A 24,988-nucleotide genomic window follows, 5' to 3' on the forward strand; every position below is an offset into this window, starting at 1 on the left:
GTTTGGATCAGCCTCGCGGCGGGAAAACGCCTTGCAGCGCGATGCAGAAATAGCAGGTGAGATAGGGTTGCATGTTGTTGTGCGGCGCGTCGCCTCCGGCGGGGGCGAGAGCCTGCGCCGACATGGGCACCAGAGAGGCACTCGCGGTCGTTGTTTGGTACAAGGTGCCGCTAACCGATGTGGCGAGGGTTATACCCTGGGCCAAAGTGCCCTGCGTACCGTCTTCAACGGTCCCCCGCAGTGGGTGAGAATGGTTGGGGATCTCGCTTTCAAGCAAAGTGACCGTTTCCGAGCCGCCGGTTTCGCCCAGATCGTGCAGCGAAAGACCCGGCCCCTGGCCTGGATGCATTGGTGCCATGCCCTGAAGGTCCGGCAATGCGAAGTTCGACTTGCCGTTTCCTCCGTAGGTCGTGCCAAGCAAGGAGAAAAGGGCTGTGTTCTGCGATAGCGGCAACAATTGGCCGTCGCACCAAGCCCAGCCCCTGGGAGCAAAATTAAACGGGAAAATTCGGATTTCAGCGACGAAAGGGTCGGCCATGTCGTTCTCTCAAGACGGTGACGGGAATATCCCGAACAGCGATATGATGAAATTGATGCAGAGGTACGGCTGGAAGTTGGTATGCGCACGGCTTCCGCCAACCGTTCCGATCGAAGTGGGAGCTAAACTGGCGGTTGCGTTTTCATTCGCGTAGGGCTTCACGACAGTCGAGCTCGCCAGAACATTGTTTTGAGGGTTTGCCTGTGCACCGTTGCCGGTCGACCCGAGCAGGGGATGGCTATGCGCCGGCATCTGGGTAACCGTCAACGTTATCTCTTCGGCTCCACCGGTCTCGGCGAGGATGAAATCATTGCTCTGATGGATAGGGATGCGGCCACGCAGATCCGGCAGCGCGAAAGTGGATTGACCATCGCCGCCATAGGTCGTGCCGATAAGCTGGAACAGCGTCTCGTTTTCTGAGATGGGCAGAAGCTGCCCCTCGCAGAACATCCATCCTGCCGGAGCGAAGTTGCCACCGAACATGCGGATTTCGCCAACATAAGGTTGTGCCATGGATGTCTCCTAGGTCGGCGAAGGAAAGATGCCCTGAAGCGCGATGCAAAAGGACAGGGTCAGGAATGGTTGCATGTTGAGATGCGCCTGGCTTCCGCCCACATTGGCGACGGATCCTACGTTGAGCGATGCGGCACCGGGAGAAAACCCCGGCGAATAAACGTTTCCGGGATCCTGTGCGAGAACGTTGCCCGTGCCCGCGAAATTCGGGTTGTTGGAATTGCCGGTCTGGCTCGACGCAAGCAGCGCGTGAAAATGCTGCGGTATCTCCGATATCGACAGCGTGTGTGCCTGCTCTCCGCCTCGGTCGCCGAGCGTATGTCCCGAACCGACATGGATGGGTGTTCTGCCGCGATAGTCGGGCAGTGCGAAGTTCACTCTGCCGTCACCGCCGAAAGTCGTGCCGAGGAGTGAGAAGAGCGCCTGGTTCTGGGCGATCGGCAGAAGCTGTCCGTTGCACAGTGCCCAACCTCTCGGTGCGAACACGAATGACATGATCCGGATTTCAGACAGAAACGGTTCCGCCACGGTATGCCCCCTTTTTCACCCAAGATCAATAATGCACGATCTCATTTTGAAGTAAATAAAAAACCGTAAATCAATCCTGCATCACTATTATATCAATATAATTCGTTCTTGATTGTAGCAATATACGCCTCATTTTACTGTTGAAGCTGAATAGTAACTTTCCTGCGGACTGTATATGGTGACCGGAAGGCGTCGCTCTCCTGGTGTAAATGCATCATACATCAAGGTGGAGCTGTCATCGACGGCGTGGCCGTCGCCAAGACCAAGTACATGGCCGAATTCGTGCATGACGGTGGTAAGCAAGTCATATCGTCCGGCAGGCGCGGCTGTTCCGTCGGCAAACAGGAGCGTTTCGCCGACACGGTTGGCAAATTCCTCATCGCTGAGTGGAGTGAGGTCGACATACCAGCCGAGGCCATTGCCATTGTCGTCGAGCCGGATCACGTTGCCGCTCGCCAGGCCGAGATAATTGCCGCCGAGATCAGCGATCTCGAAGGTCGTGGCGTTGAGAGCCGCGAGCTGTTCGTCGGTCAGGCCGGTGGCGGCCCAGCGTTGGATCGCGGCGGCGATGATGCTGTCCAGCGTTTCGCCGGTCAGCACGTCGCCCCACAAGTCGTCGCCCGGAGCCTGAACACCGCCGGGAGCTGCGAGCAGCGGCAGTGGATTGGTTGTCGGCAGTGGTGGAGTGCCCTGGTTGAAGGAAACCGTTCCGCCGACACTGATCTGCACGTCGGTGACGCCAGTGTTGACGGCCTCGAGCGAGGCCGGGCCACTTGCCGGGGCGCCCTGCGTCACACGGAAGATGCCGTTATCCTGATCCAGACGAATCTTCGAGCCGTCGCCGGCCTGGCCGCCAATGAAGCCGCTGATGGTGTTGCCGGAGAGGTTGACGAACACCGTGGGCTGCGGGCCTGTCGCGCCGTTGCTTTCATCCACCACGATGGCGCGGCTGTCGTGGATATCGCTGATGGCGTTGTTCGTGATTGTCAGGTTGGTCGTACCACCGCCAGTTGGCGATCCCACGATTCCGATGTTGGAGCCGATACCCGCGCTGCCGGTGCTTGTCAGTGTTCCCGGCGTGCCGATGTCCTGGATCGTATTGCCGCTGATCAGCACGGTGAGGTTGACCGCACCTTCGTTGCCGACATCAATGCCTCGACCGACAGTCGAGCCTGAGAAGTCGGCACCATTCCCGATGATGTTGTTGGTGATGGTGCCGTTGACCGTCCGGGTGAACGGGGCGTTGCCGTTGTTGAAGATATTGATCGCGGTCGAGCGCTGATTGACGAATGTATTGTTGTCGAGGTCGAAAACAACCGTGCTGCCGCCCGGTCCGGTCGAGATGTTGATGCCGACATTGTTGGCGGTGAATGTCGCACCCGACACATTGACCGTCATTGCCGTTCCACTGGTGTCGGCATGGAGTCCGGTGGCCGTTGGATTGGCGGGCGGGCTGGCAGGATTGTAATTTCCGGTGAAGCTGCCGCCACTCACGGTCAGCCCCATGGTGGAAGTGCCCTCTCCCAGGAAGTTGAACGCGTTGCCGATAACACCGCCGCTGTCGTTGGCGGTTACGCTGTTGTTGAGGAACTGAAGGTTGGTCAGCGTTCCGGAACTATTGGTGATCTGGATCTCGAATTCGTAGTTGTTGCTGATCACCGAATTGAGGATCGCCGTCCGGTGCGCGCCGCCCGATGCCGTTCCCGTCAGGTCAACGATGTTGATGCCGGATTCGTCCGCCCCCGCGTCATTGCCGTTTCCAGAAATATTCAACCGATCCAGCACCATGCCGTTGATGGTCGCGCCGCCGATGCCGTCGCCGAGATTGTTGGTGACGTTCATGCGGGCAAGGTTGACGTCGGTGGTGTTCGTCAGGCTGATGCCGTCGCCCGTGGAACTCTGGATGGTGCCACCCGAACCGTTGTTGGCTGCAGCACCATCGCCGGTCACCGTCAAACCACCCGCGGTTCCAGTATTGTTGAGGACGATGCCGCTCGCTGCCCCGTTCGAAGAAATCGACCTGAACGTGACGTCGGCCGCCCCGATACTGGTGTTGGAGATATTGAGCGCTCCCCCGGTGCCCGAACTGATGGTGTTGTTCGTGCCCTGAACCGTTACCGTGCCGCCGCCCGAGGCGTTGAAACCGAGTTGGGTGGTCGATGTGATGGCCAGTCCACCATTTGTGAAATTGAATGTCGCGCCGGTGTTGGCCTGGAGGTCGACACCCCTGCCGTTGAGCGAGAGTGTCTTCGTGGCACCGCTGAAATCGAAGGTTCCGCCGCTGTTGCTGGCGGCATAGATGCCGCCCGTGGCATTTGTCGTTGCCGACAGATTGCCGCTGAACGTCGTGGTGCCGCCCGTACGCGACTGGATATCGATCATGCGGCCCGCATTGTTCTTGGAAATGGTGCCGTTGTAGGTGATGTTGCCGTTGCCGCCGCTGACCAGGAAGCCGGCGCCGGTCGGATTGGTGATCGTGGTGCCACTACCGAACGTGAAGGCGCCAGCCGACCCGTTGATGATGTCGATGCCGGCATCGCCGCCATTCAGCGTCGTTGTGCCGTTGAAGTTGTAGGTGCCATCGGCATTGTCGAACTGCAGGCCCGTGCCGTTGGTGGCGCTGAGCGTGCCGGTCTGGAACGTGACCGTGCCGGTCGTGTGGTTGGTGACGCTGAGCAGAGCGGCGTTGTTGCTCTGGTTGATGTTGCCGCTGTAGGTGAAGCTGGCCGTGCCGCCGGTGATGCTGACGACCGCGCCCGTCGTGGCGTTGAGCGTACCGGTGCCGAGATTGATCGCACCGGTGCCGGTGACGCTGTTCATCAGCACGGCGTTGGTGCCGCCCGCCGTCTTGCTGGTGGAGGCGAAGGTGATGCCGCCGGCACCCACCGCTACGGTGTCCAGGCTGACGGCCGTTGCGGTCGCGCCGGCGCTCAGCGCACCCGTTCCGGTAATGACGATCGTGCCGCCGCCGTCGGCCTGCAGAGCCGCGCCGCTGCCATTGGCATTGATGGCGGTGCCGGTGAAGGCCAGCGTCGCGCCGTTGGAAATGTCGACCGCATTGCCGGTCCCCGTGGTCTGGAGCGTGGTCGTACCGCCGAAGCTTACCGAGTGGCTGGCGCTGTTGATGACGGTCAGCGCATTGTTCGCGCCTGCGACGTTGACGCTGCGGGTGCCGCCGGAGAATGTTGTCGAACCGCCAGTGTTGTTCTGGAACAGCATGCCCTGGCCGGTATCGGTGAGAGTGCCGCCACCGAAGCTGATCGCGCCGATGCTGCGGCCAACAACCGACAGGGAACGGCCGGCGGAATTGCTGATTGTCATGTTGGCGAAATTGATGCTGCTGCTGCCGCCGCTGATATCGACTGCCGCCGTTGTCGTGTTCTGTATTGTGCCGCCGCTGATGAAAAGGCCGCTGCCTGTGACATTGGTCACCCGGATACCGGTGGCGGCGCCATCCACATTGACCGTCGCGAAGCCGATATTGCCGGCACCGATGATGATCCCGTTCAGGTCGACGCCTGTGCCGGTGGCTGTGGTCGTGGTGATGGCGTCGGTTCCGGCTCCGGACACCACATTGATCGTGCCGCCGCCCGTGGCCAGGAAACCTGTACCGGAGGCGGTGATGTTCAACCCGCCATTGAGGAAACTGACCGTTGCGCCGCCATTGTCGGTGAGGCTGACGGCCGTTGCCGACCCCGACGAGATCGACTTCGACGCGCCCGAGAAGGTGATTGTTCCAGCCGCGTTGTCATCCAGCAGTATGCCGGTCTGGCCGCTGACGGTGTGCGTGATGTTGCCCGAAAGCGTTATGTTCTGCGCTCCGGCCGCACGGTCCTGGATGTTGACGGCCTGGCCGGTGCCACTGACGATGTTGCCGCTGTAGACAAGTCCCGCCGTGCCGCCGGTGTTGGCGCCGCCGGCGCCGTCGCCGACGCGGATCACCGCGCCCGAGCCACCGTTGAGCGTGCCGCTGCCGAGATCGATACTGCCGCCGGTTACCGTATTCAGCACCACGGCGCTGGTGCCGCCCGTGGCCGTCTTGTTCGTCGTATCGAATGTGACATTGCTGGCGCCGATCACGACCGTGTCGAGGTTGACGGCAGTGCCGGTCGTCGTGGAAATCTGGTTCGCGCTGCCCGTCACATTGATCGTGCCGCCACCGGTGGCATTGAAGCCGGTGCCGGCACCACTGCTGATGGCAAGTCCGCCGCCGAGGAAACTGATCGTGGCACCGCCATTGTTGACGAGCGAAACCGCGGCTGCGCCACTGGCACTGGTGTTGATCGCCTTGGTCGCGCCACTGAAACTGATGACTGCGGTGCCGCTGTTTCCGTTGACGTCTATGCCGCCACCCTGCGCGCTGGACGAGAGATTGCCGCCGAAGCTGACGGTGCCGGCGGTGCGCCCTGTGACCTCGACCAGGTCGCCTGCCGTTGTTTTCGCAACCGACGCATTGATGGTGACGGCCGCAGTACCGCCGCTGATCTTGACGCCGATGCCGCCCGGATCGTTGCTGTCGCCGATCGAGCCGTCGCTGATCGTGATGGCTCCGTTGACACCGGAGATGTCGACGCCGTTGCCGGCGGTTCCATTGATGGCGACGCTGCCGAGGCTTACCGTGCCCGCCGAATTGGCGATCATCAGGCCGTTGCCGGTTGAATTGTTGATGGTGACCATGCCTGTCACCGTCAGCGAGCCGCTCATCTGGTCCAGCAAAACGCCGTTGGTGCCGCCGCCCGCCGTCAAGCTGTCGAAGGTGGCGTTGAACGTCATCGGATCGATCGACAACGCGGTGCCGTTGTTCGAGGTGATCTGGTTGCCGGCGACATTGGCGATGTTGACGGTGCCGGAATTGTGCGCCCGCAGACCGAACGCTCCGGTCCCGTTCACCGTGATGTCGACGCCGCCGTTGAAATCGTAGGTTCCGGTGTTGGTATCCATCCACACGCCGTCGCCATTGGCGCCAATGCCGTTGAGGATCGTCACCTTGCCGGTGAAGGTGGCGTTGGCCGACGAGTTCTGGATCTGGATGCCGGCGTCGGTGGAACCGTTGATGGTTGTCGTTCCCGACACCGTGAACGAGCCTGCGACGGCATCCAGCGATATGCCTCTTGCCCCACCGCCGGCGACAATCGAGGCGAACGTGATGTTGCTCGTGATGTTGGCGAGATTGATCGCCTGGCCACCGGTCGAGTTGATCGTGTTGCTGGCGCTGCTGGCGACATTGATCGTGCCGCCGCCCGTTGCGGTGAAACCGGTGCCGGTGGTGGTGTCGATGTCGAGGCCGCCGTCGAAATTGAACGTGGCGCCGGTGTTGCCGCTCAGGAAGACGCCTTCTGCCGCGCCGGTGTTGGCGGTGACAAGGCCGCTGAAGGTGACGGTGCCCGCGGTCTTGCCAGTGATGGAGACGCCGCGCGCCGTGCCGGTCTGGCTGATGGTGGACGCCGCATCGAAAGTGATGTTGCCGGTGTGGCCGCCTGAAATTTCGAACGCATTCACCGCCGTTGTGCTGCTGATATCGGCATTGGTGGCAGTCAACACGATGCTGCCGCCGGCGAGATGGATGTGGCTGAAGAGCGTGTTGCCGAGGTTCGCCATGCCCGTAGCGGAGCTGAGCCTCAGTCCGCCGACATTGCTGCCGGTTATCGTCAGCGTGTTGCTGCCGGTGCCCGAGACTCCATAGCCGCCCGGCCCGGAGGTGACCAGAACGCCCTGCAACACGTTGTTGTTGGCAAGCGTGACTGTGTTCGCTGCGGCCGCGCTGGTCGTCAGCGTCGGCGTGCCGCTGGCCGGATTGGTGATGTTGCCGCTGTCGACGCCGGTCAGCAGGAAGCTCGCCGGGGCGCCGCCGCCGACATTGATGGTGTCGCCGGCCAGGAAGGAATAGAGCCGCTGGTTGTTGGCCAGCGTCAACGTTGTGCCGGCACCCTGGAATGCGCTGTTGACGTCGATGGTGCCGCCATTGTTGACGAGCACGATGATGTCGCGGCCGCTTGCGATGGCGCCGGCAATCGTGCCTGGATTGTTTCGCGAGCCGTTGTTGGTGCCGTCGTCGAAATTGTCGACGTAATAGACGCTGAATGGCGAGGACAGGTTCGACGTGTCGCCGGTCAGCGTCGCGTCGAGGAAGTTGTAGACATCGGTGCCATGGTTGGGCAGCGTGTCGGTGGCGGCGATCGGCGTTACCGCGGTGATCGACGATCCGACATCGGTGCTGCCTTCGCCATCGCCGAAGATGAAGTCGACATTGGTGGCGCTGGACACGAGTACGCCTGTCGTCGGGCCGCCTGGGTTGGCGAGGGTGCCCGCGATGCTCGCGTTTTGGCCGCCGGCGGGTGCGCTGCCGTCGCCGAGCTGGATGAGGCCGGTTCCGGTTGTGCCGACCAGATTGACACCAGTCGTGTTCGTGGCCGAAGCGCTGGTGAGGTCGAAATCGGTCGCCGTGATGTTGGCGTTGACGACGGCTCCCGAAACGTCGAAGCCGGTCGTGTTTGCGGCAGTCAGTGCGATGTCGAGGTCGGCAAAGCTGATCGCACCGTTGGTGCCGTTGATCTTGACCGCGGCTGTGGTCAGACTGGTGATGGTCGTCGTGCCGAGGAACGACACTGTTCCGCTGTTGCCGGCCAGTACGATGCCGCCGCCCGTCGTGTTCGATACCTGCGTCGTGCCCGAGACGCTGAAGCTGCCGGCCATGGTGCTGAGCGACACGCCGTTCGTGCCGCCGGCCGCGGTGATGGAGTTGAGCGTGATGTCGGCGGTGGTGCCGCTGAGGCTGACTGCCGTTCCGGCCGTGGAAGTGATGGTGTTGCCGGTACCGCCCGAAATTTTGACGGTGCCGGAGACGGCTCCGAGGCCGATGCCGGAACTGGTCGTGATGCCGAGGCCGCCATTGGTGAAGGAGAGCGTGCCCAGGCCGGCCATGGAGACGGCATTGTTGATACCGGTGCTGAATGTCTTCGATGCGCCCGAGAATGTGATGGTTCCGGTCGCCAGCGCGCCCAGGCCGACATTGACGCCGGTTCCACCGCTATGGGTGATCGAGCTTGAGATGTTGTAGGTGCCCGACGCCACGGCAAAATTGAAGGCGCTGGCGCTGGTGGTCGAGGTGACGGTACCGGCAAGGTTGAGCACGGCAAGGTCTGCGCCGGCCGTGGAAACCACATTGCCTGCGCTGACATTGAGCGCGCCGGTGTAGTTGAGCACTGGCCCGCCGATGGTGTTGCCGTTCAACGCGATCGCCGAACCGGTGGCCTGGGCCGCGGTGATGGTGGCCGAGCCGCCATTGCCGCCGACATTGGCCGTGCCGCCCTGTGCTCCGCTGAACTGGATTCCGAGCCAGGCGCCATCGATGGTCAGTGTGGATCCGGTGGCGTTCGCGATATTGACGGTGCCGATCTGGCCGCCGAAGTCGAAGCCGATACTGTTTGGATCTGTAAGGTCTAGGTCGATCGTTCCGGTCAGATTGACTTTCCCGAGGCCTGTCAGCCCCGAGAAGGCGCCGCCATTGACGCCGGTGACCTGCAATCCACCGATATTCACATCGCCTGTCAGGGTTACGCCGCTCAGTGCGATGCCGGCAATGCTGGAGTCGGCTGAGATGTTGTCGAAGTTGATGCCCGTGGCACCGACATTCATACCGCCCATCAAGAGGCCGTTGCCATCAGACGCAATCGTGTTGCCGGAACCGGTGACGGTCAGTGTGCCGCCATTGATTGCTGTCAGACCATCGCCGCCGTTCGTCGCGATGTCGAGGCCGCCGGTGAAATTGGCCGTGGCGCCCGTGTTGGTGTCGAGCAGCACGCCGGTGCCGCTCGACGTGCTGGTCGTGACCTGTCCGTTGAAATTGAAGATGCCGCCGGTGTTGTTGGCGATCGAGATAGCCGTCGCGGTCGTCGTGTTGGCTGTTATGGCGCCGCCGAAGGTGATCGTGCCGCCGGTGTTGGCGGTGAGCGAAACCGCGTTCGCCGCATTGTTCTGCGTGATCGTGCCGTTGTAGGTGATGGTCGCTGCGCTCGCGGCGACGTTGAAGGCGATACCGGAGGGGCTGGTGATCGAGGCTCCGGTGCCAAAGCTGAAGGTACCGCCCGAGCCGCCGACGATGTCGACACCCGCGTCGCCGCCGTTGAGCGTCGTGGTGCCGTTCAAGTTGTAGGTGCCGTCGGCATTGCTGAACTGCAGGCCGGTGCCCGTGGTGGCGTTCAGCGTGCCGTTCTGGAAGGTGATGGTGCCGCCGCTGTGGTTGGTGACATTCACCAGCGCGGCCGGATTCGCCGTCTGCGTGATGTTGCCGTTGTAGGTCACAGTCGCCGTACTGGCATCGACATTGAAGGCGACACCGGTCGGATTGGTGATCGTTGTCGTGGTCGAGCCGGCGGTCGAGAAGACGAATGTGCCACCCGATCCGTTGAGGATGTCGATGCCGGCGTCATCGCCGTTCAGCGTGTTGTTGCCGAGGAAGCTGTACGAGCCGTCTGCATTGTCGAACTGGAAACCGGTACCGCTGGTCGCGACAACGCTCGATGCCGCGTCGAAGTTGATCGTCCCGGTATGCCCGTTTGTCGCTCTGAATGCTTCACCGCTGGTGTTTGTCGATATGTCGGCATTCGTACCGTTCACATTGACGCTGCCGCCATCGATAAGGAACTTCGCCATCGTCGTGTTGGTGATCGTCACCGTTCCGATGGCGCTGTCCAGGCGCAGGATCCCGACAAGATTGCTGTTCGCAATGACGCCACCGCTGATGCCGGTGCCGCTGATCGAGGGAGACGAACTGTTGCTGACGATGATGCCGTCGATCGTGTTGCTGCTTCCGAGCGTGATGGTCTGGCTCAGCCCACTCGACGACGTTAGGATCGGCGTGCCGACGCCCGGATTGGTGATGGTGCCGTTGCTTATGCCCGTCAGCAGGAAGGTGCCCGGCGCGCCGCCGCCGACATTGATCGTCGAGCCATTCTGGTTGAAGGAATAAAGACGCTGGTTTGCATCGAGCAACACGGTGGTCTGGACACCCTGCGTCGCCGAAAAGATGTCGATGGTGCCGTCACCGTCCAGCGGATTGTTGACCAGCACGATCGCGTCGGCCGCGGCGGCCAACGCGCCTGTGATGGTGCCTGGGTGGTCGCGCGAGCCGTCGTCGATGCCGTCGGTGACATCGTCGACATAGTAGACGGAGACATTGGTGGACAGGTTGGTGGTGTCGCCGACCAGGTTGGCGTCGAGGAAATTGTAGGTGCCAAGCGTGGGCAGCGCGCCGGTCGACCGGATCGGCGTCGTTGCGTTGATCGTCGAGCCGACATCCTGCACCGCTTCGCCGTCGCCGAAGGTGAAGCCGATATTGGTGAGTGGCGACACCAGCACGCCGGTGTCGACGCCGGCGATGGTGGCGCTCTGGCCGCTCGCGAATGGCGTGCTCGGGTCGCCGATGAAGATCGTCTTGTTGCTCGGACTCGTCACGCCGCTGATGTCGATGCCGATCGTGCCTGCGGCAGAGCTGCTGGTGAGGTCGAAATCCGTGACGGTGATATTGCCTGCCAGCACGGCGCTCGACATGTCGATGCCGGTTGTCGAGGGCTGCGCGAGGTCGATGGCCAGGCTGTTGAAGGCGATCGCCGCGTTGACGCCCTTGATGGCAACACCGGAAGCCGTGAAGGCCGCGCCCGGATTGCTGATCGTCGTGCTGCCGTTGAAGCTGACGGTCCCGGTATTGTCCTGCAGATAGATGCCGTTGCCACCAGTGTCGGTGATCGTCGTCGTGCCGCCGAAGGAGACATTGGCCGCGGACTGTACGATCCGGATACCGTCGTTGCTGGTTGACGAGACGGTGGTCGAATTGCTGACGGCAAACGTTCCGTCGACGGACATCAGGCTGATCGCGCTCGTGCCGCCATTGCCGTAGACCAGATCAAGCGCAATGTTGGCAGTCACGCCGGTCAGGTCGACTGCCTGTCCGGTCTGCGCGCTGATGTATTCGAAGCCGCTGGTCGCCGCGATGTTGATCGTGCCTGCGGCGTTTGCCAGCAGTCCGATGCCCGAGGTGGTGTTGACGTCGAGCCCGCCATTCAGGGAGAGCGTCGTCGCCGCGCCGTTGCCCTGGAACAGAATGGCGTCGGCAGTTGAGGTGGTGGCCACCACCATGCCGCCGAGGGTGATCGTGCCGCCCGTATTGTTGGTTACCGAAATTGCCGTGGCGGCGCTGTTCTGCGTCAGCGAGCCGGCGAAGGTCACTGTCGCTGTGCTGCCGTCGACAGTCAACGCCGTGCCGGATGGGCTGGCGATCGAGGCGCCGGTGCCAAAGGTGAAGGAGCCCGCCGAGCCGTTCAGGATGTCGATGCCCGCATCGCCGCCGCTGAGCGTCGTAGCGCCGTTGAAACCGTAGATGCCGTCGGCATTGTCGAACAGCAGGCCGGTGCCGTTGCTGGCCAGGATCGACGAGGCGGCATCGAAGGTGATCGAGCCTGAATGACCACCGGTTACGGACAATGCCGCAACATTGGCGCCGGTGGCGAGATTGGCCTTGGCCCCGACCACGGCCACGCTGCCGCCTGTGACCGTCAGCTGGTCCAGGGTGGTACTGTCGACAGTGACCGTGCCGGACATCGCGTTGAGCGCCAGGCCGCCGATCACGCTGTTGCGGAGCGTTGCGCTGGAGCCCGCACCGGAAACCGAGGCGGCTCCGGCGCCATTGCTGACCTGCACGCCCTCGATCAGGTTGGCGTTGCCCAGGGTCACCGTATTGGCTGCGGCGGTGGTGGTCAGCATCGGCGAGCCGGTGCCGGCGAACGGGTTGGTGACCTTGCCGACATCGATACCGGTGAGCAGGAAGTTGGCCGGTGCGCCGCCGCCGACGCTGATCGTGTCTCCGGCCAGGAACGACATCAGGCGTTGGTTGTTATCGAGCAGCAGCGATGCCTGCGCCCCTTGCGTGGCGGCATTGGTGTCGATGACGTCGGTTCCGGTGCGGTCAACCAGTATGATGACGGCCGCCGTGCTGTTCATGGCGCCGAGGATCGTGCCCGGATGATCGCGCGAGCCGTCGTCGATGCCGTCGGTGACGTTGTCGACGTAGTAGAGCGAGACGTTGGTTGCGAGATTGGATGTGTTGCCGATGAGCCTGGCGTCGAGGAAGTTGTAGCTGCCGCCAAGCGGCAGGGTGTCGGTTGCGGCGACAGGCGTCGCCGCCGTGATGGTCGAGCCGACGTCTGTGCCGGCTTCGCCGTCGCCGAAGATGAAATTCAGGCTTGTCGCAGCGGACAATAGCACGCCGGTTCCCGGACCGGTGGCATTGCCTCCAGCCCCGCCGATCGATGCATTCGCGCCCAGGGCGTTGGGGTCACCGAGCCGTACGGCGCCGGTGCCGCTCGCGCCGACCAGGTTGACGCCGACCGTGCCGGTGGGCGTGGTGCTGGTCAGGTTGAAGATGATCGCGGTGATGTTGCCGTTCACCAGCGCGCCGGAAAGATCGAGCCCGGTGCTGTTGCCTGACTGCAGGGCGATCTGCAGGTTGACGAAACTGATCGCGCCGTTGTTGCCCTCGATGTCGACTCCGGCGAAGCCGGAGGCCGGATTGGTGATGAGAACGCCGCCGAGGAACGAGATCGTCGCCGACGAATTCGTGATCGATATCGCATCGCCGCTCGTGTTCGAGATGGTCGTCGGGCCGGTGATGGTGAAGCTGCCGCTCACATTGTCGAGCACGATGCCCGACGTGCCGCCATTCTGGCCGACCGAGCCCAGCGTGATCCTGGCGGTGATCGGGTCCACGAAGACGCCGATGCCGCCATTGCCGGAGACCGTGCCGCCGGTGGTCGAGAATGTGCCGGTGCTGGAGGTGCCTGCGACATGGATGCCGTCGCCGGCGTTGTTTTGCGCGTTCAGCGTTGCGAATGCGTAGGTGCCCTTGCCCTTGATATCGAGGCCGTCGCCGGCATTGCCGGAGAGCAGGGTGGTTCCGGCGAAATTGAAGGTGCCGTCGCTTTCGATATGCAGCCCGTCGCCGCCATTGCCGCTGGACGTCAGGTTGGTCCCTGTGACGCCCGTCGAACTGCCGGTGAAGGCGACGCCGTGCGAGCCGGTTCCGGTTACTGTGACATCGGTCAGGGTCGCGCCCTTGATGTTGACGCCCGAGATGCCGACGCCGCCACCCGTTACGGTGATGCCAGAAATCGTATCGCCGTCTGCGAGACTGAGCACCGCATTGCCGGCGTTCGTTCCTGCGATGGTGCCATTCGAGCCGCCGAAGCTGAAGGTCTCGATGTTTCCGGAGAGGGCAAGAGCCTTCACGGTGCCTGCGCCGCCGATCACGGTCTGGTTCTGCGCCAGAATGGCCCCGGCGGTCAAAATGTTGCCCTTGCCGCCGAGGGCGACGACAAATCCATCCTTGCCTGCTTTGGCGACGGCATCATCGAGCGTCGTCGGGTCGCCCTGAGTGCCGAGGCCCAGTGTATTTTCGCCGTCGGCGAAGAAGAAGGTGCCGAAGGCCTTGCCGGTCGCGGCATTGATGGCGTTGCGCGTGAAGTCGCGCTTCGTCTCCTGGGTGTTGACGCGCACGCCGATATCGCCGCGCACGCGCTCGTTGACCCGTTTGCGCAGGCCCTCGCTCACCGGATAGGCTGTCGCGACCTCATCCTGGTTGGCATTGCGTGCAGGCGGATTGAACGGCACGCTAAGCTGGATCGAACCGGCGAATTGGGTGTGGTCGCGATTGTCGCTGCGTACTTCGCCGGCGAGCGTGAGGTCCCAGCCGGCGCTGAATGCGTCACGAATGGCATATTCGATACCGGCTTTGGCACCGGTAACACTGCCGTCGTGCCCGTCGGGATCGGCGAAATGATAGCCGCCGACATCCAGCCTCAGTGAATGATTGTCCGGCAGGTCCAGCGGCACCTGCACGCCGAATTCGCCCTCGACGCCCCAGGCGCTGTAGCTGCGCCGGTCGAGGACGGATACCTGCTCGAGCAGTTGATTGCCGACGAGCGACAAGGTGGAATTGCTTTTGCTCTCGTTGCCGTCGCCGCCAAACGGCAGGTAGACATTCAGATGGCCATCGTAATTGGCCGTGATCGCCTCGATGCCGAGCGTTGCTCCACTGTAAGTGTGGCCGTCGACGGTCTGCACGTTGGCATAGGCATAGCCGCCCACGAGCAGGTCGGGGTTGACCAGTCGGCGCACGCCGATGCCGACATCCTGGCCGAAGCCGTCGTCGAATCGATGTTTGCCGCGGACGTCGAGAAACAGCACCGACTCGGCGGTCTGCTTCAGCGGGATGAAACCTTCCAGGGCGGCACTGGCGCCGTGGTTGTCGGCGCCGATGATGGCACGCACCTGTGGCTGCCAAAGCCCGTCGGGATCGGCCTGCGCCGTGGTGATGCCCGACAGCGCAAGTGCTACCGTAGACAGCGCCGAGGTTTTGAGAAGCTGCCGTGCGTGCTGCGAATACGCATGTGGCATGGAGGCGTGTGGCAAATACCGAGCCCCCATGCGGGCAGCGCCACGCACGCCAGCCTGAACACGAAACGGCGTGCGTTTCCCCCAAACCATTCAGCAACATCCCCAGGTTGGGGGACAATATCCAAAATCACTTGATTAGCGAGTCCTTGAGTGGAACACTCCCAAGAAGAGTCATCAATACTGTGGTTATTTGGTAACAGCATGTAATCTGGCAGGTGAAGTTCCGCTTTCCAGAAAGTATGCACTGATGTAGGGATCACGCGGGTCCGCGTATGGGGTGCGAAATGACGAAAGGCAAAGTCTGTATGGGTGGGTCTTATGGCTCCCGATGGAGCATGTGGGCGAGCGCCGCAACAGTGCTTGTCATGCTGGGCGCCACGGTCTCTGGCGTGTATGCCGAGGAAGCCAAACCCAGCGCCAAGCCTGCAGATGCGAAGGCCGCCGACGCCAAGCAGCCCGAGGGCAATCCCTGGGTCGTAAACTGCGCCAGTGGCGGTTCGGGAACCGACCTCGAGTGCCAGGCTTCGCAGAACCTGACGGAGTCCAAGACCGGTCAGCGCGTGTTGACGCTGACCGTACGCCGGCAGGCCGACAATGGCAGCCTCGCCATGTTGCTGGCACTGCCGCACGGCCTGTTCCTGCCCGCTGGCGCATCTTACCAGATTGATTCCGGCAACAAGGCGCCTGTTGCCATTCAGACCAGTGACCAGAACGGCGCCTATGCCGCCGTGCCTCTCACGCCGGAACTGCTGACGGGATTGAAGTCGGGGACAACACTGAGCATCGGCATGGAATCCGTGACGCGCAAGCCGGTGACCATCCCCGTCTCACTGAAGGGCTTTACGGCAGCGGTCGACAAGCTGCAGGCTACCAAGTAGCCGGCTTATGATCTGAGGTTTCTGCTGGCGTGCCCGCTTCAGTGCCCCGGCGCTTCGTCTTCGATGCTCTCCGCAGCCTCCGGGTCGAGCTGGTCAAATGCCTCCTGCCAGTCGGTGACGATGTCGGCACGTCTGGTATCGGCATGGTAGGCAGCTAGCCTCGCTTCCTGGCGCAGCGCGATGCGCGCTGCTGCCTTGGCGGCGCGGCTGACTGGAGGCGTCCAGTCTTGCGGCGGCACGCTGCCGCCGATCGCTGTGCTGATCGCCTGTTTCGCCATACGCGCCTCTGCGGTTCCGTAACGCGTCAGCAGGTTCTGGAATGTCTCGTGCAGGTCCAGATCGAAGGGCTGATCCTCACCCAGCGGGCCAATGACCGGATTGCCCGGATGCAGGAAGGCGAGCGGCAGCAGGCCCCGCGGTATCGGCGTGTTGGCGGAATGGGTGCGGCCACTGGCGAGCAGCTTGGGCAGGAGATGTGTATGCGGTCCCGCCGGTGAAACGCCACCGGTGTCGGGGCCGCCAATCTTCTGGTACACCTCGACACGCCCCAGCGCGGTCAGCGCCACGCGATGCGGATGCGCAGCCATGATGGCGGCGGTCGCGCCGTTGCCGGCTTCGAACAGCGATCGCCCGAGATTGGCGCGCAATTCACCGAGCAGCTTCGGATCACTGGTGCGGACGCAGAAATCGCATTGCGGCAGGCCGAGACCCATGTCGAACAGGATGCCGGTACGGTCGATGCCGCGAATGGCATCGTCGTCCGGGCCGATCTCCGTCAGCACCTTGTGCCCGTTGCGCCGCGCACGCGCCTCAGGCAGGCAAAGCGCCACGGCATGGCTCCAGCGATGTCGCTTCGGGCTCAGCGTCTCATACGCAATTGCGGTTGCCTCGGCGAGCCGTCGGCGCTCGAGCCGGATGGCGCCGCGTCGCGTTGCCCGGGTCAGATCCTGCGGCTCATCGATCACCGGTGGCTCGTCTGCATCCTGGTGGAATTCGGCAATGGCGCCGAACGACCCCATGCTCCAGCCAGATCGCCAGTCGCCAAGATGCCTCTGCAGCAGCGGTTCAAGATCGGTCATGGTCTTTTTCCGGTTTGAGGGGGAGGCTGAACCAGATCGAGCGGCTGGATGACGGTACGATCTGCCGCCCTACCGAAATAGGCTTCGAGGCCATAGACACTGGCAAGGCTTTCAGGAGTCAGTACCGTTTCCGGTGAGCCGTCCGCGATGATCTGGCCTCGGTCGAGCAGGATAAGCCGGTTGCACCAGCGTGCTGCAAGGCCAAGGTCGTGCATGGAGGCGACGACGCTGCGACCCTGCTTTGCTTGGTCGGCGAACAGCCGCATCAAGGTGATCTGATGCGAAGGATCGAGGCCCGCGGTCGGCTCGTCGGCGAGCAGCAGAGGCGTTTCCTGGGCGAGCGCGCGGGCAATCAGCACACGCGCCTTCTCGCCCCCGGAAAGGTCAGTGGCGGCGCGGTCCCGGAAGCTGTCGACTTCCATCTGCCGCATCGCGCGCTCGATGGCCACGTGATCGGTCGATGAGAGGGCGGCGAATGCCGGCCGATATGGTGTACGTCCGAGCGCGACGACGGCTGCGACCGGGATCGCCCAGGCGATCTCGTGCTCCTGCGCGACATAAGCAATGCTCGCCGCGCGCTCGCGCGCTCCGAGCGTGGCGGCCTCGAGCCCGGCGATCGAGATGCTGCCCCGAGAGGCGACAAGGCCGAGTGCCGCCTTCAGCAGGGTCGATTTTCCCGCACCATTCGGCCCGATCAGCCCGACGAATTCGCCGGGACCGACAGCGAAGGAAACATCGCTCAGCACGCGCTGCCGCCCGAGTGTGGCCGACAGGCCGGAAACGGCAAGCAGGCTCATGCCAGCCTCCGCCGTTCGCGATAGACAAGCCACAGGAAGAAAGGGGCGCCGACGATGGCCGTCAGCACGCCGAGTTTCAGGTCGCGGCCCGGTGCTATGAGGCGCACCAGTATGTCGGCGGCAAGCACCACCGCCGCGCCACCGAGTGCGGAGGCAGGCAAAAGCCGTGACGGCCGTGCGCCGACCAGTGGCCGCAGCAGATGCGGCACCACCAGCCCGACAAAACCGATGGCACCGGCGACGGCGGTTGCAGCACCCACCGAGGCGGCCGTACCCAGCACCGCCAGGTGTTGCACGCGGCGCATGTCGACGCCCATCGAGGCCGCGGTATCGGCGCCCAGCGTCAGCGCATCGAGTGCGCGGCCAAGCATCAGCAAAAGCACCCAGCCAGCCAGCATGAAGGGTGCGGCCAGCCAGACATGCATCATCGAGCGATCTGTGAGGGAGCCAAGCATCCAGAACATGATCTCAAGTGCCGCGAACGGATTGGGCGACAGGTTGAGCGCCAGCGACGTCATGGCGCCGGCGAGGCTGGAGACCGCGACGCCTGCCAGGATGATGGTTAGTGTGTTGGAACGCCGGCCGGCAAGCGCCTGCACGACGACCACCGCAAGCATTGCCGCCAAGAGGGCGGAGAGCGGCAGGGCCAGCGGGAAGATGATGGTCAGGCCGCTGTAGATGGCAAGCACCGCGCCCAGTGAAGCCGAGGCGCTGACGCCGATCAGCCCGGGCTCTGCCAGCGGATTGCGCAGATAGCCCTGCAGTGCGGCGCCGGATAATCCGAGCGTTGCACCGATCATCAGGCCGAGCAGCGCGCGTGGTAGCCGGATCTCGCGCATGATCAGCGCGATCGCATCGCCCTTGCCGGAAAACAGCGCCTTGATGCTGTCGCTGAAAGCAATGGCTGCCGGGCCGACGGTGAGAGACAGCAGGAAAAGCACCGCAACCAGCAGGCCGAGCACAAAAAGCAGGGTGCGGTATCGCGCAACGTCTGTCATGGCTGCGCCCCTCCTGCATGACCGCTTTCTGAACGACTGGCGGCAGCCTCGGTGAGCATCTCCACGGCAGTAGCCGTGAAGGGTGCGCCACAGATGGTATATTTAGCCGGCACTGAAACGCGCGCGGTCTCTTCGCTGAGTGCCCTGTAAGCAGGATGGACGAAGGTCTGCTGTGCCAGGGCTGGTGTCGCATAGCGTGCTTCCGAGTCGACCAGCATGTCCGGCTTTGCCAGGACCAGGAGTTCCAGTGGCAATTGCTGGGTGCCGGACAGGCCAAGCTTCGTCGCCAGGTTCGTCAGGCCCGATGCGGTGACCACCGCATCGACCAGCGTGCCGGCACCCGATGTGTAGGAGTTGGCAAAGTAGGTCGCGATGGTGAGGTCGCGGTGGGGATGTGCTCTCGCCCGGGCGAGCTTGCCGTCGAGTTCGGCCACCAGTGCCTCGGCCCGACTTTGCCTGCCGAGGATATCGCCCATGCGCCGAAGGCTTGCTCGCACGTCGTCGAAGGAGGTTTCCGGCGGGAACTCCTCAACGCGAATGCCGAGTTGCCTGAGCAGGCCGACGGTCGCACGCGTCGTATAGCTCCCGGCAAGGACGAGGTCCGGTTGCATCAGGAAAACCTCTTCCGCCTGCCCGTGATTGATCACGAAGCGTCGTGCTTCCACGGCCAGCGCCGACGTTGCCGGGTCGCCGGCCAGGTAGGAGACAGAGTGAAGCTGCCCGTCATCCGCCACCAGCATTGCCATCTGGTCGGTGCAGACATTCATGGAAACGACACGCTTCGGCACTTCAGCGGCTAGGGCGGCGCAGGCGCCCGCTAGAAACAGGTTACCTGCCATCAGGCTCAAGGGCAGAGTTCGTCCATAGCGGCAGGAAGCCCTGCCGGTAGTCGTCGCGATCTGTACCCTTGCCTGCATCGTCATCTCCGCGGTTCAGAATGTCCGGGTGAGGCTCAGATTGAAAGTGCGGCCGGGGGCGCGGTAGTCCGTCACCGTAGAATAATCGGCGTCGAACAGGTTCTCGACCGCGAATTTCACCTGCGACGAGGCATCCAATGCGTAGAGCGCGGTGAAGTCCACCGTGACATAGTCCGGCAGCTTCGTCGTGTTGGCGGCATTGGCGTAGCGCGCCGCCCCGTAGAGCAGGCGCGTCGTCAGGTCCAACTGCTCGGTCGGGCTATACGTAACCTCGGCCATTGCTTTGAGCCGGTCGCGGTAGGGGATGTATTTGTCGTTGTCCTGGTTCAGCGGTTGACGGACATCGAGGCTCACCTTTCCATTCCATTCGGTGCTGAACCGGTGCGCAAGTGCCGCTTCGAAACCCGTGATACGTGCCTTGGCGACATTGAAGGGCAGGTAGGTCGGCGGGTTGGAGGCGATCGCGTCGGTCAGCCAGGTTTGATAGAACGCAACATCCAGATTGGTGTCGGCGCTCGCCTGCCAGTTCAGCCCGATCTCATAGGATTTGGACTTTTCCGGCTTGAGGTTCGGATTGGAGTAGTTCGGATAATAGAGTTCGTTGAAGCTCGGCGCCCGGAAGCCGGTGGCATAGGATGATCGCAGTCTCAGGTCTGGCAGGATCTCATAGCTCGCGCCGACATTGTATGTGGTGGCGCCGCCGAACTGGCCGTTGTGGTCATAGCGGATGCCGCTGTCTATGGTGAGCGCCTCATAGGACAGCGAGTACTGGCTGAACACCGCAGCGAGCGTTCGCGCCTTCACATCGAAGTTGACGGTCGAATTGACCTGTTCGCGATAGATTTCGGCACCGCCGGTCAGCACATGCGCAACGGCACCGGTGTCGAAATTCTTCGTGGAGTAAGCGAAAAGGCCGTAGCGGCTGGAATTGAAACGGCCGTCGCCTGCGACGCCATCGCGGAAGTTGCGGGAGCGATCGACCGAACTCGACAGCTCGACGGTCGAGGACCAATCTTCGGAGTGTCTGATTTCGGTACCGAGCTTGCCGGCAAAACTTGTCGTATCGACTTCGTTGGCGCCAGGATACGAGTCGTCGTACTGGCCGCGGCTGCGGGCAAGCAGAGCGTCGCCGTAGATCCGGCCCCAGTCGAACTGCTTCGACAGCGAGGCATTGATCGAGCCGAGCAGGAAACCGTCATCGTCCGGTTCATGGCCGTAGGCGGTCGGCAGCGTGAAGTCGTAGCCTCGCGTGCCGGTCAGGCTGCCGCCGAGGGAATAGTCGACGCCGCTTCTGCTCTGGCCGCGTACATTGCCGGACAATATGCCGCCCCACGGATAGCTCACACCAGCTGTTACCGAGCCACAGCTGTTGCGGCCGTCTGCGCAAGGGCCGCCTTGCCTGGTGATGATGTTGACGACGCCACCCATGGCGTCGGAGCCGTATTGCGCCGAATGCGCGCCCTTGGCGACCTCAATGCGCTCGATTGACTCGAGCGGAATATTGCCGAGCGAGGCGGTGCCGGTAGTGGCCGAACTTGCCCTCACGCCGTTGATCAGCACCAGCGTCTGGCTGGCCGACATGCCACGCAGATAGAGGTTGGATGCAGCACCCTGGCCGCCATAAGAGACGATGGAAACGCCGGTGTAGGATTTAAGCAGGGAAGGCAGGTCGGGAGCAGCCGAGTGCTCGATGCTCTCACGGTCGACCACCGTTACCGACGAGGTCGAACGCTCCAGCGTCGTCTCGCGTCGGAGCGGCGTGGTGATGACAATGCGTTCCAGCATCGTGGCATTGCCGGGAATGTTGTTGTTCTGAGCGCCGGCATGGCTTGCGAAAGCCAACAATGCTGTGCTGGCAAGCAAGAATGTCTTCTTCAAATCCGCCCCCAAAAGGATTGACGGCGCGGTCGAGCGCCGTGAGGTTCATTTCGAACCGCAGACGGATTGGCTAGGACAGATTTGCGTTCAGTCGCACTTCCTGGCCGTTCTCGCATGCGGCAACACTTCACGTGTCACCGCCACGGACGACCGCGCCTGATCACCCCTCGTGATCAAGCATGGGTGACTGGAACAGGCAGGTCTCCTGACTTCCGTGTCATCGCCCATTTCCGCCTTCCCGGTCGCGCGAGGCGGCCAGTGGCATCATGGAAGAAGGCTCAACGGTTACAGTTGCGGGGGCAGTCGCGGCTTTGACCGATGGTTCGGCCGCACCGTGTTCCCTTTTCATCCGCCTCGCGGCGGAACCAGCTCCAACCCGAAGCTAGCCGCGGCAATGCCGAGCGTCAACCGGCTAGGATGTGGAGCAGCGGTGAGCGGTCCGAGCGAAGGTTGGAGGGTCAGCCGTAGTGGAACCGCGGTTTCGGGCCAGTACCGGTGAATTGCACGCCGACGCGGTCGTTGCGGCGCCAGCGCACCAGCGATTCATAGGCGACACCGTCAACAGGGACATAGAGGCTGAAACGTTCAGGAATGATGGCATCGGCGGCCACCTTGAGTTCCGCGCCATTCGTATGCTGGTTGCGCACCACGCACGGGATTTCCGAATTGTGGATGCTGGTGATGATGGTAGCCCCTTTGAGCACACGTTGCCGATGCTCGCGATCGTGATGGTTTGCTTCCTGCTCGGACATGACGGTAGGGACTCACGCTGCAGACCTGATATTTTAGGAAAGGCGCGGAGAACATCAATGCCACCGCGAGCTGTGTCGGCGATTTGCCGCAAGGGATGGCTAACCGTCCGTCAAGATCCGGGCTAGCTGCTGTCCACTAAGATGCCGGGACGCGGAACCTCGAATGCCTGGAAGGAAATGAAACCGGGGGATGCATTCGCATCGCTGGCAGCGTGGCGGCTCGTAACATTGCTGCAATGTGACGCCCGGAAACAGGCCGCCTGTGAAACAGTTCGAGGTCGGCAAATGCGTTTGTTCTATGTCGTATGCATCGGTGTATTGCTGTCGGCGTGCCAGAATACACGCGATCGGGAACGATGCCTGTCATATGGGTTCGATGACGACACCCCCGATTTTTCGCGATGCCTGCAAAGGTTCGACATTGAAAGGGATCGCAGGGACTATCGCTCGCGAGATGGCGAACGATATGAGGGCTGACCGCGTCCACTCCTGGAGTGCCGGGTTTCGATGGAAGTGAGCTTTCATGCATATTCTGATCGTTGAAGATGATCGCGAACTCGCCTCTTCCCTCAAAGCCATCATGGAGGGCGCGATCGGCATATCCGACACCTTTGGATCCATTGCCGAGGCCGAAGCCGCGCTTATGGCTCATAAATTTGATCTTGTGGTCATCGACCGCAGGCTTCCAGACGGTGATGGACTCTCGCTGCTTCCGGTGCTGAGACGGCTGCAACCGCGGCCAGCGACCCTGGTCCTGACCGCGCTGGATGATCCGTACGATATCGCCTCGGCCCTGGACAAAGGCGCCGACGAATATGTCGGCAAGCCGTTCGAACCAACGGAACTTGTCGCCCGTGCACGTGCGGTCCTGCGCCGCTACAGCCTGGACGTGCTGGGTTCGACCCAATTCGGCAATCTGGCCTTCGATCTCAACCACCGGATGGCGAGCGTCGGGCAGAAAGTGCTCGACATTCCGCGGCGTGAACTTGCGATACTGGAAACGCTGATGCGTCGCGCCGGCCGTGTCGTGCAGCGGGAAACGCTGGAGTCCTCCGTCTATAACATCGGTGAGGACATCGAATCGAACGCGCTGGATTCACATATATCGCGCCTGCGCAGGCGCTTGCGCGATGCCGACTGCGAGGCCGTCATCAGGAGCGTGCGCGGCATCGGCTACATGCTGGTTCTGGAGTGACAGTTTGAACCGCTCGATCGCCTTTCCTGTCGCTGCGCTCCTGGTCGTCGGCATGGCGATCGTGATGCTGCTCGGCACGGTTCTGACACTTGCGATCATCGTCAGCATCAGCGCGGAAGACCGCCTGCAGATCAACACCAGCGAACTGTCCCGTACGCTGGGTGCCGCCATCGCCTATGATGCCGATGGCCACCTCACGCTCGACAGGCAGAAGCTTGCCACGAACATCATCGAATTTGCCGAAGCCCAGCCGGCCTATTGGTATGTCATCGACGATGGCCGGCAGGTGATTTCACATGGGCAACAACCCGCGGAGGTCAAGCGGGTGTTCGACCAGACCCCGCGCGAAATTCAATATTCGGAGTTCCGCTACCGGCAAGACAATCACGACATGCTGGGCATCAGGTCGGTCAGCCGAGGCGACGGCCCGAAAATTGTTTCCGTTGGCGGGATCGTGCTCTCGAACTGGGAGACCGTTCTGGTCGCCCTTGTCCCGGTGCGATCGCAGGGGCTGCTACCACTGTTTGGTGTCATCCTGGTTGCCACCACATCAATCGCCGTCATCATCGTCCGGGGCACGATCGCAAGGCCGGTACAACGTGTCGTGCGATCCGCCGAGCGGATCGATGGGCTGCCCAATGGCAGACGCATATCGGACGCCGACACACCGAGCGAACTGAAGCCCATGGTAGCAGCATTCAATACGGCCTTGATGCGGATCGACGCCGCCTTTGCTGCTCAGCGCAACTTCCTTGCCAATGCTGCGCACGAATTGCGCACTCCTTTGACCAAGATGCGCCTGAAGCTGGAGCGATTGCCGGATGGCGAATTGCGCGACGGATTGATCCGCGACACCAAACGCCTCGGTTCCATCGTAACCACGCTGCTTCAGCTTGCGCGTCTGTCCGGCCAGTCGTTGACCTTTGCCGACATGGATCTTGCCGCCGTCGCCAGGGCCGTTGTCTCCGATCAGGTGCCGATGGCCCTCAAGCACGGCATCGACATCGAGCTGAGATCGCCGGCACGCCCGGTCTCGCTCTCCGGATCAGAGGCTGCGATCCGGGTTGCACTGGAAAACCTGCTTCTCAATGCAGTCCGGCACGCCGTCGGCACGAAATTGATAGTCGTGGAGGCGCTCTCACCGGCCGAAATCCGCGTCGTCGACTACGGTCCGGGCATTCCGTCAGATGAGCGTCGCGACGTCCTGCAGCCGTTCGTGCGCGGCAGGGATCGTGAAGGCGAAGGCACGGGATTGGGACTTGCCATCGTCGACCAGATCATGAACGCCCATGGCGGTACGGTTGCACTCGGAGAGACGGAAGGGGGAGGGCTGACTGTGCGTCTGTCGTTCAACTCGGCGCACCCGGTCGACGCGGAATCTGCTGCGCAGGCGGGAGCTTAAAACCACCGGACCGAACCAGAGAATCATGCGCGAAGAGATCGCTGCTTGTGTACCTCCTGCAAAGCAG

General features: G+C 62.5%; 13 protein-coding genes and 1 riboswitch. Of the genes, 3 read left to right on the forward strand and 10 right to left on the reverse strand.

Going from position 1 to position 24,988, the window contains the following annotated elements; genetic code table 11:
• Positions 1-7: 7 nt before the first annotated feature.
• The 4 genes from ACFWYE_RS14880 to ACFWYE_RS14895 form a co-directional block, all read right to left on the reverse strand.
• Positions 8-538 carry a phage tail protein gene (locus tag ACFWYE_RS14880; RefSeq protein ID WP_379112324.1) on the reverse strand — a complete coding sequence of 177 codons (531 nt, stop codon included), beginning with the start codon at positions 536-538 and terminating at the stop codon, positions 8-10.
• Between the two features lie 9 nt (positions 539-547).
• Positions 548-1,051: a phage tail protein gene (locus ACFWYE_RS14885; protein WP_379112325.1), complete on the reverse strand. Its 504-nt coding sequence runs from the start codon at positions 1,049-1,051 to the stop codon at positions 548-550.
• Positions 1,052-1,060: 9 nt separating this feature from the next.
• Complete coding sequence (locus tag ACFWYE_RS14890; protein WP_379112327.1) at positions 1,061-1,546, reverse strand: phage tail protein; 486 nt, start codon at positions 1,544-1,546, stop codon at positions 1,061-1,063.
• Between the two features lie 162 nt (positions 1,547-1,708).
• Complete coding sequence (locus ACFWYE_RS14895; protein ID WP_379112329.1) at positions 1,709-15,115, reverse strand: hypothetical protein; 13,407 nt, start codon at positions 15,113-15,115, stop codon at positions 1,709-1,711.
• Positions 15,116-15,309: 194 nt separating this feature from the next.
• On the opposite strand from ACFWYE_RS14895, the gene ACFWYE_RS14900 reads away from it, so the two are divergent.
• Entirely contained in the window at positions 15,310-15,903 is a 594-nt protein-coding gene (locus ACFWYE_RS14900; RefSeq protein ID WP_379063963.1) for an invasion associated locus B family protein, read from the forward strand.
• 38 nt (positions 15,904-15,941) lie between these two features.
• On the opposite strand, the gene ACFWYE_RS14905 is transcribed toward ACFWYE_RS14900, so the two are convergent.
• The 6 genes from ACFWYE_RS14905 to ACFWYE_RS14930 all read right to left on the reverse strand — a co-directional run bounded on the left by ACFWYE_RS14905 (position 15,942) and on the right by ACFWYE_RS14930 (position 22,324).
• Complete coding sequence (locus ACFWYE_RS14905; RefSeq protein WP_379112330.1) at positions 15,942-16,982, reverse strand: DUF6925 family protein; 1,041 nt, start codon at positions 16,980-16,982, stop codon at positions 15,942-15,944.
• Entirely contained in the window at positions 16,979-17,779 is an 801-nt protein-coding gene (locus ACFWYE_RS14910; protein ID WP_379112331.1) for an ABC transporter ATP-binding protein, read from the reverse strand. The genes ACFWYE_RS14905 and ACFWYE_RS14910 overlap by 4 nt, the downstream gene beginning before the upstream one ends.
• A complete protein-coding gene (locus ACFWYE_RS14915) occupies positions 17,776-18,777 on the reverse strand; it encodes a FecCD family ABC transporter permease (protein ID WP_379112333.1) in 1,002 nt (333 codons plus the stop codon). Before ACFWYE_RS14915 ends, ACFWYE_RS14910 begins: the two co-directional genes overlap by 4 nt.
• Positions 18,774-19,694: an ABC transporter substrate-binding protein gene (locus ACFWYE_RS14920; RefSeq protein WP_379112335.1), complete on the reverse strand. Its 921-nt coding sequence runs from the start codon at positions 19,692-19,694 to the stop codon at positions 18,774-18,776. Before ACFWYE_RS14920 ends, ACFWYE_RS14915 begins: the two co-directional genes overlap by 4 nt.
• A 15-nt stretch (positions 19,695-19,709) precedes the next feature.
• Positions 19,710-21,479 carry a TonB-dependent receptor domain-containing protein gene (locus ACFWYE_RS14925; protein ID WP_379112524.1) on the reverse strand — a complete coding sequence of 590 codons (1,770 nt, stop codon included), beginning with the start codon at positions 21,477-21,479 and terminating at the stop codon, positions 19,710-19,712.
• A 270-nt stretch (positions 21,480-21,749) separates the two neighbouring features.
• A riboswitch (cobalamin riboswitch) is annotated at positions 21,750-21,957 on the reverse strand.
• Between the two features lie 73 nt (positions 21,958-22,030).
• Positions 22,031-22,324 carry a PilZ domain-containing protein gene (locus ACFWYE_RS14930; protein ID WP_379063956.1) on the reverse strand — a complete coding sequence of 98 codons (294 nt, stop codon included), beginning with the start codon at positions 22,322-22,324 and terminating at the stop codon, positions 22,031-22,033.
• Positions 22,325-22,847: 523 nt separating this feature from the next.
• On the opposite strand from ACFWYE_RS14930, the gene ACFWYE_RS14935 reads away from it, so the two are divergent.
• Together ACFWYE_RS14935 and ACFWYE_RS14940 are read left to right on the forward strand one after the other, a co-directional pair.
• Positions 22,848-23,519, forward strand: a complete 672-nt coding sequence (locus ACFWYE_RS14935; protein WP_379063954.1) for a response regulator — start codon at positions 22,848-22,850, stop codon at positions 23,517-23,519.
• 4 nt (positions 23,520-23,523) lie between these two features.
• Positions 23,524-24,921, forward strand: coding sequence for a sensor histidine kinase (locus ACFWYE_RS14940; protein ID WP_379112337.1), 1,398 nt, complete (start codon positions 23,524-23,526; stop codon positions 24,919-24,921).
• Positions 24,922-24,988 lie beyond the last annotated feature (67 nt).

Source organism: Mesorhizobium sp. NPDC059025, assembly GCF_042739655.1.
Classification (GTDB): Bacteria; Pseudomonadota; Alphaproteobacteria; order Rhizobiales; family Rhizobiaceae; genus Mesorhizobium.

Excerpts from the sequence above, each read along its gene's own strand:
- ACFWYE_RS14880 (WP_379112324.1), bottom strand. The coding sequence starts at position 538 with ATGGCCGACCCTTTCGTCGCTGAAATCCGAATTTTCCCGTTTAATTTT.
- ACFWYE_RS14885 (WP_379112325.1), bottom strand. The coding sequence starts at position 1,051 with ATGGCACAACCTTATGTTGGCGAAATCCGCATGTTCGGTGGCAACTTC.
- ACFWYE_RS14890 (WP_379112327.1), bottom strand. The coding sequence starts at position 1,546 with ATGTCATTCGTGTTCGCACCGAGAGGTTGGGCACTGTGCAACGGACAG.
- ACFWYE_RS14895 (WP_379112329.1), bottom strand. The coding sequence starts at position 15,115 with ATGGTTTGGGGGAAACGCACGCCGTTTCGTGTTCAGGCTGGCGTGCGT.
- ACFWYE_RS14900 (WP_379063963.1), top strand. The coding sequence starts at position 15,310 with ATGACGAAAGGCAAAGTCTGTATGGGTGGGTCTTATGGCTCCCGATGG.
- ACFWYE_RS14905 (WP_379112330.1), bottom strand. The coding sequence starts at position 16,982 with ATGACCGATCTTGAACCGCTGCTGCAGAGGCATCTTGGCGACTGGCGA.
- ACFWYE_RS14910 (WP_379112331.1), bottom strand. The coding sequence starts at position 17,779 with ATGAGCCTGCTTGCCGTTTCCGGCCTGTCGGCCACACTCGGGCGGCAG.
- ACFWYE_RS14915 (WP_379112333.1), bottom strand. The coding sequence starts at position 18,777 with ATGACAGACGTTGCGCGATACCGCACCCTGCTTTTTGTGCTCGGCCTG.
- ACFWYE_RS14920 (WP_379112335.1), bottom strand. The coding sequence starts at position 19,694 with ATGCAGGCAAGGGTACAGATCGCGACGACTACCGGCAGGGCTTCCTGC.
- ACFWYE_RS14925 (WP_379112524.1), bottom strand. The coding sequence starts at position 21,479 with ATGCTGGAACGCATTGTCATCACCACGCCGCTCCGACGCGAGACGACG.
- ACFWYE_RS14930 (WP_379063956.1), bottom strand. The coding sequence starts at position 22,324 with ATGTCCGAGCAGGAAGCAAACCATCACGATCGCGAGCATCGGCAACGT.
- ACFWYE_RS14935 (WP_379063954.1), top strand. The coding sequence starts at position 22,848 with ATGCATATTCTGATCGTTGAAGATGATCGCGAACTCGCCTCTTCCCTC.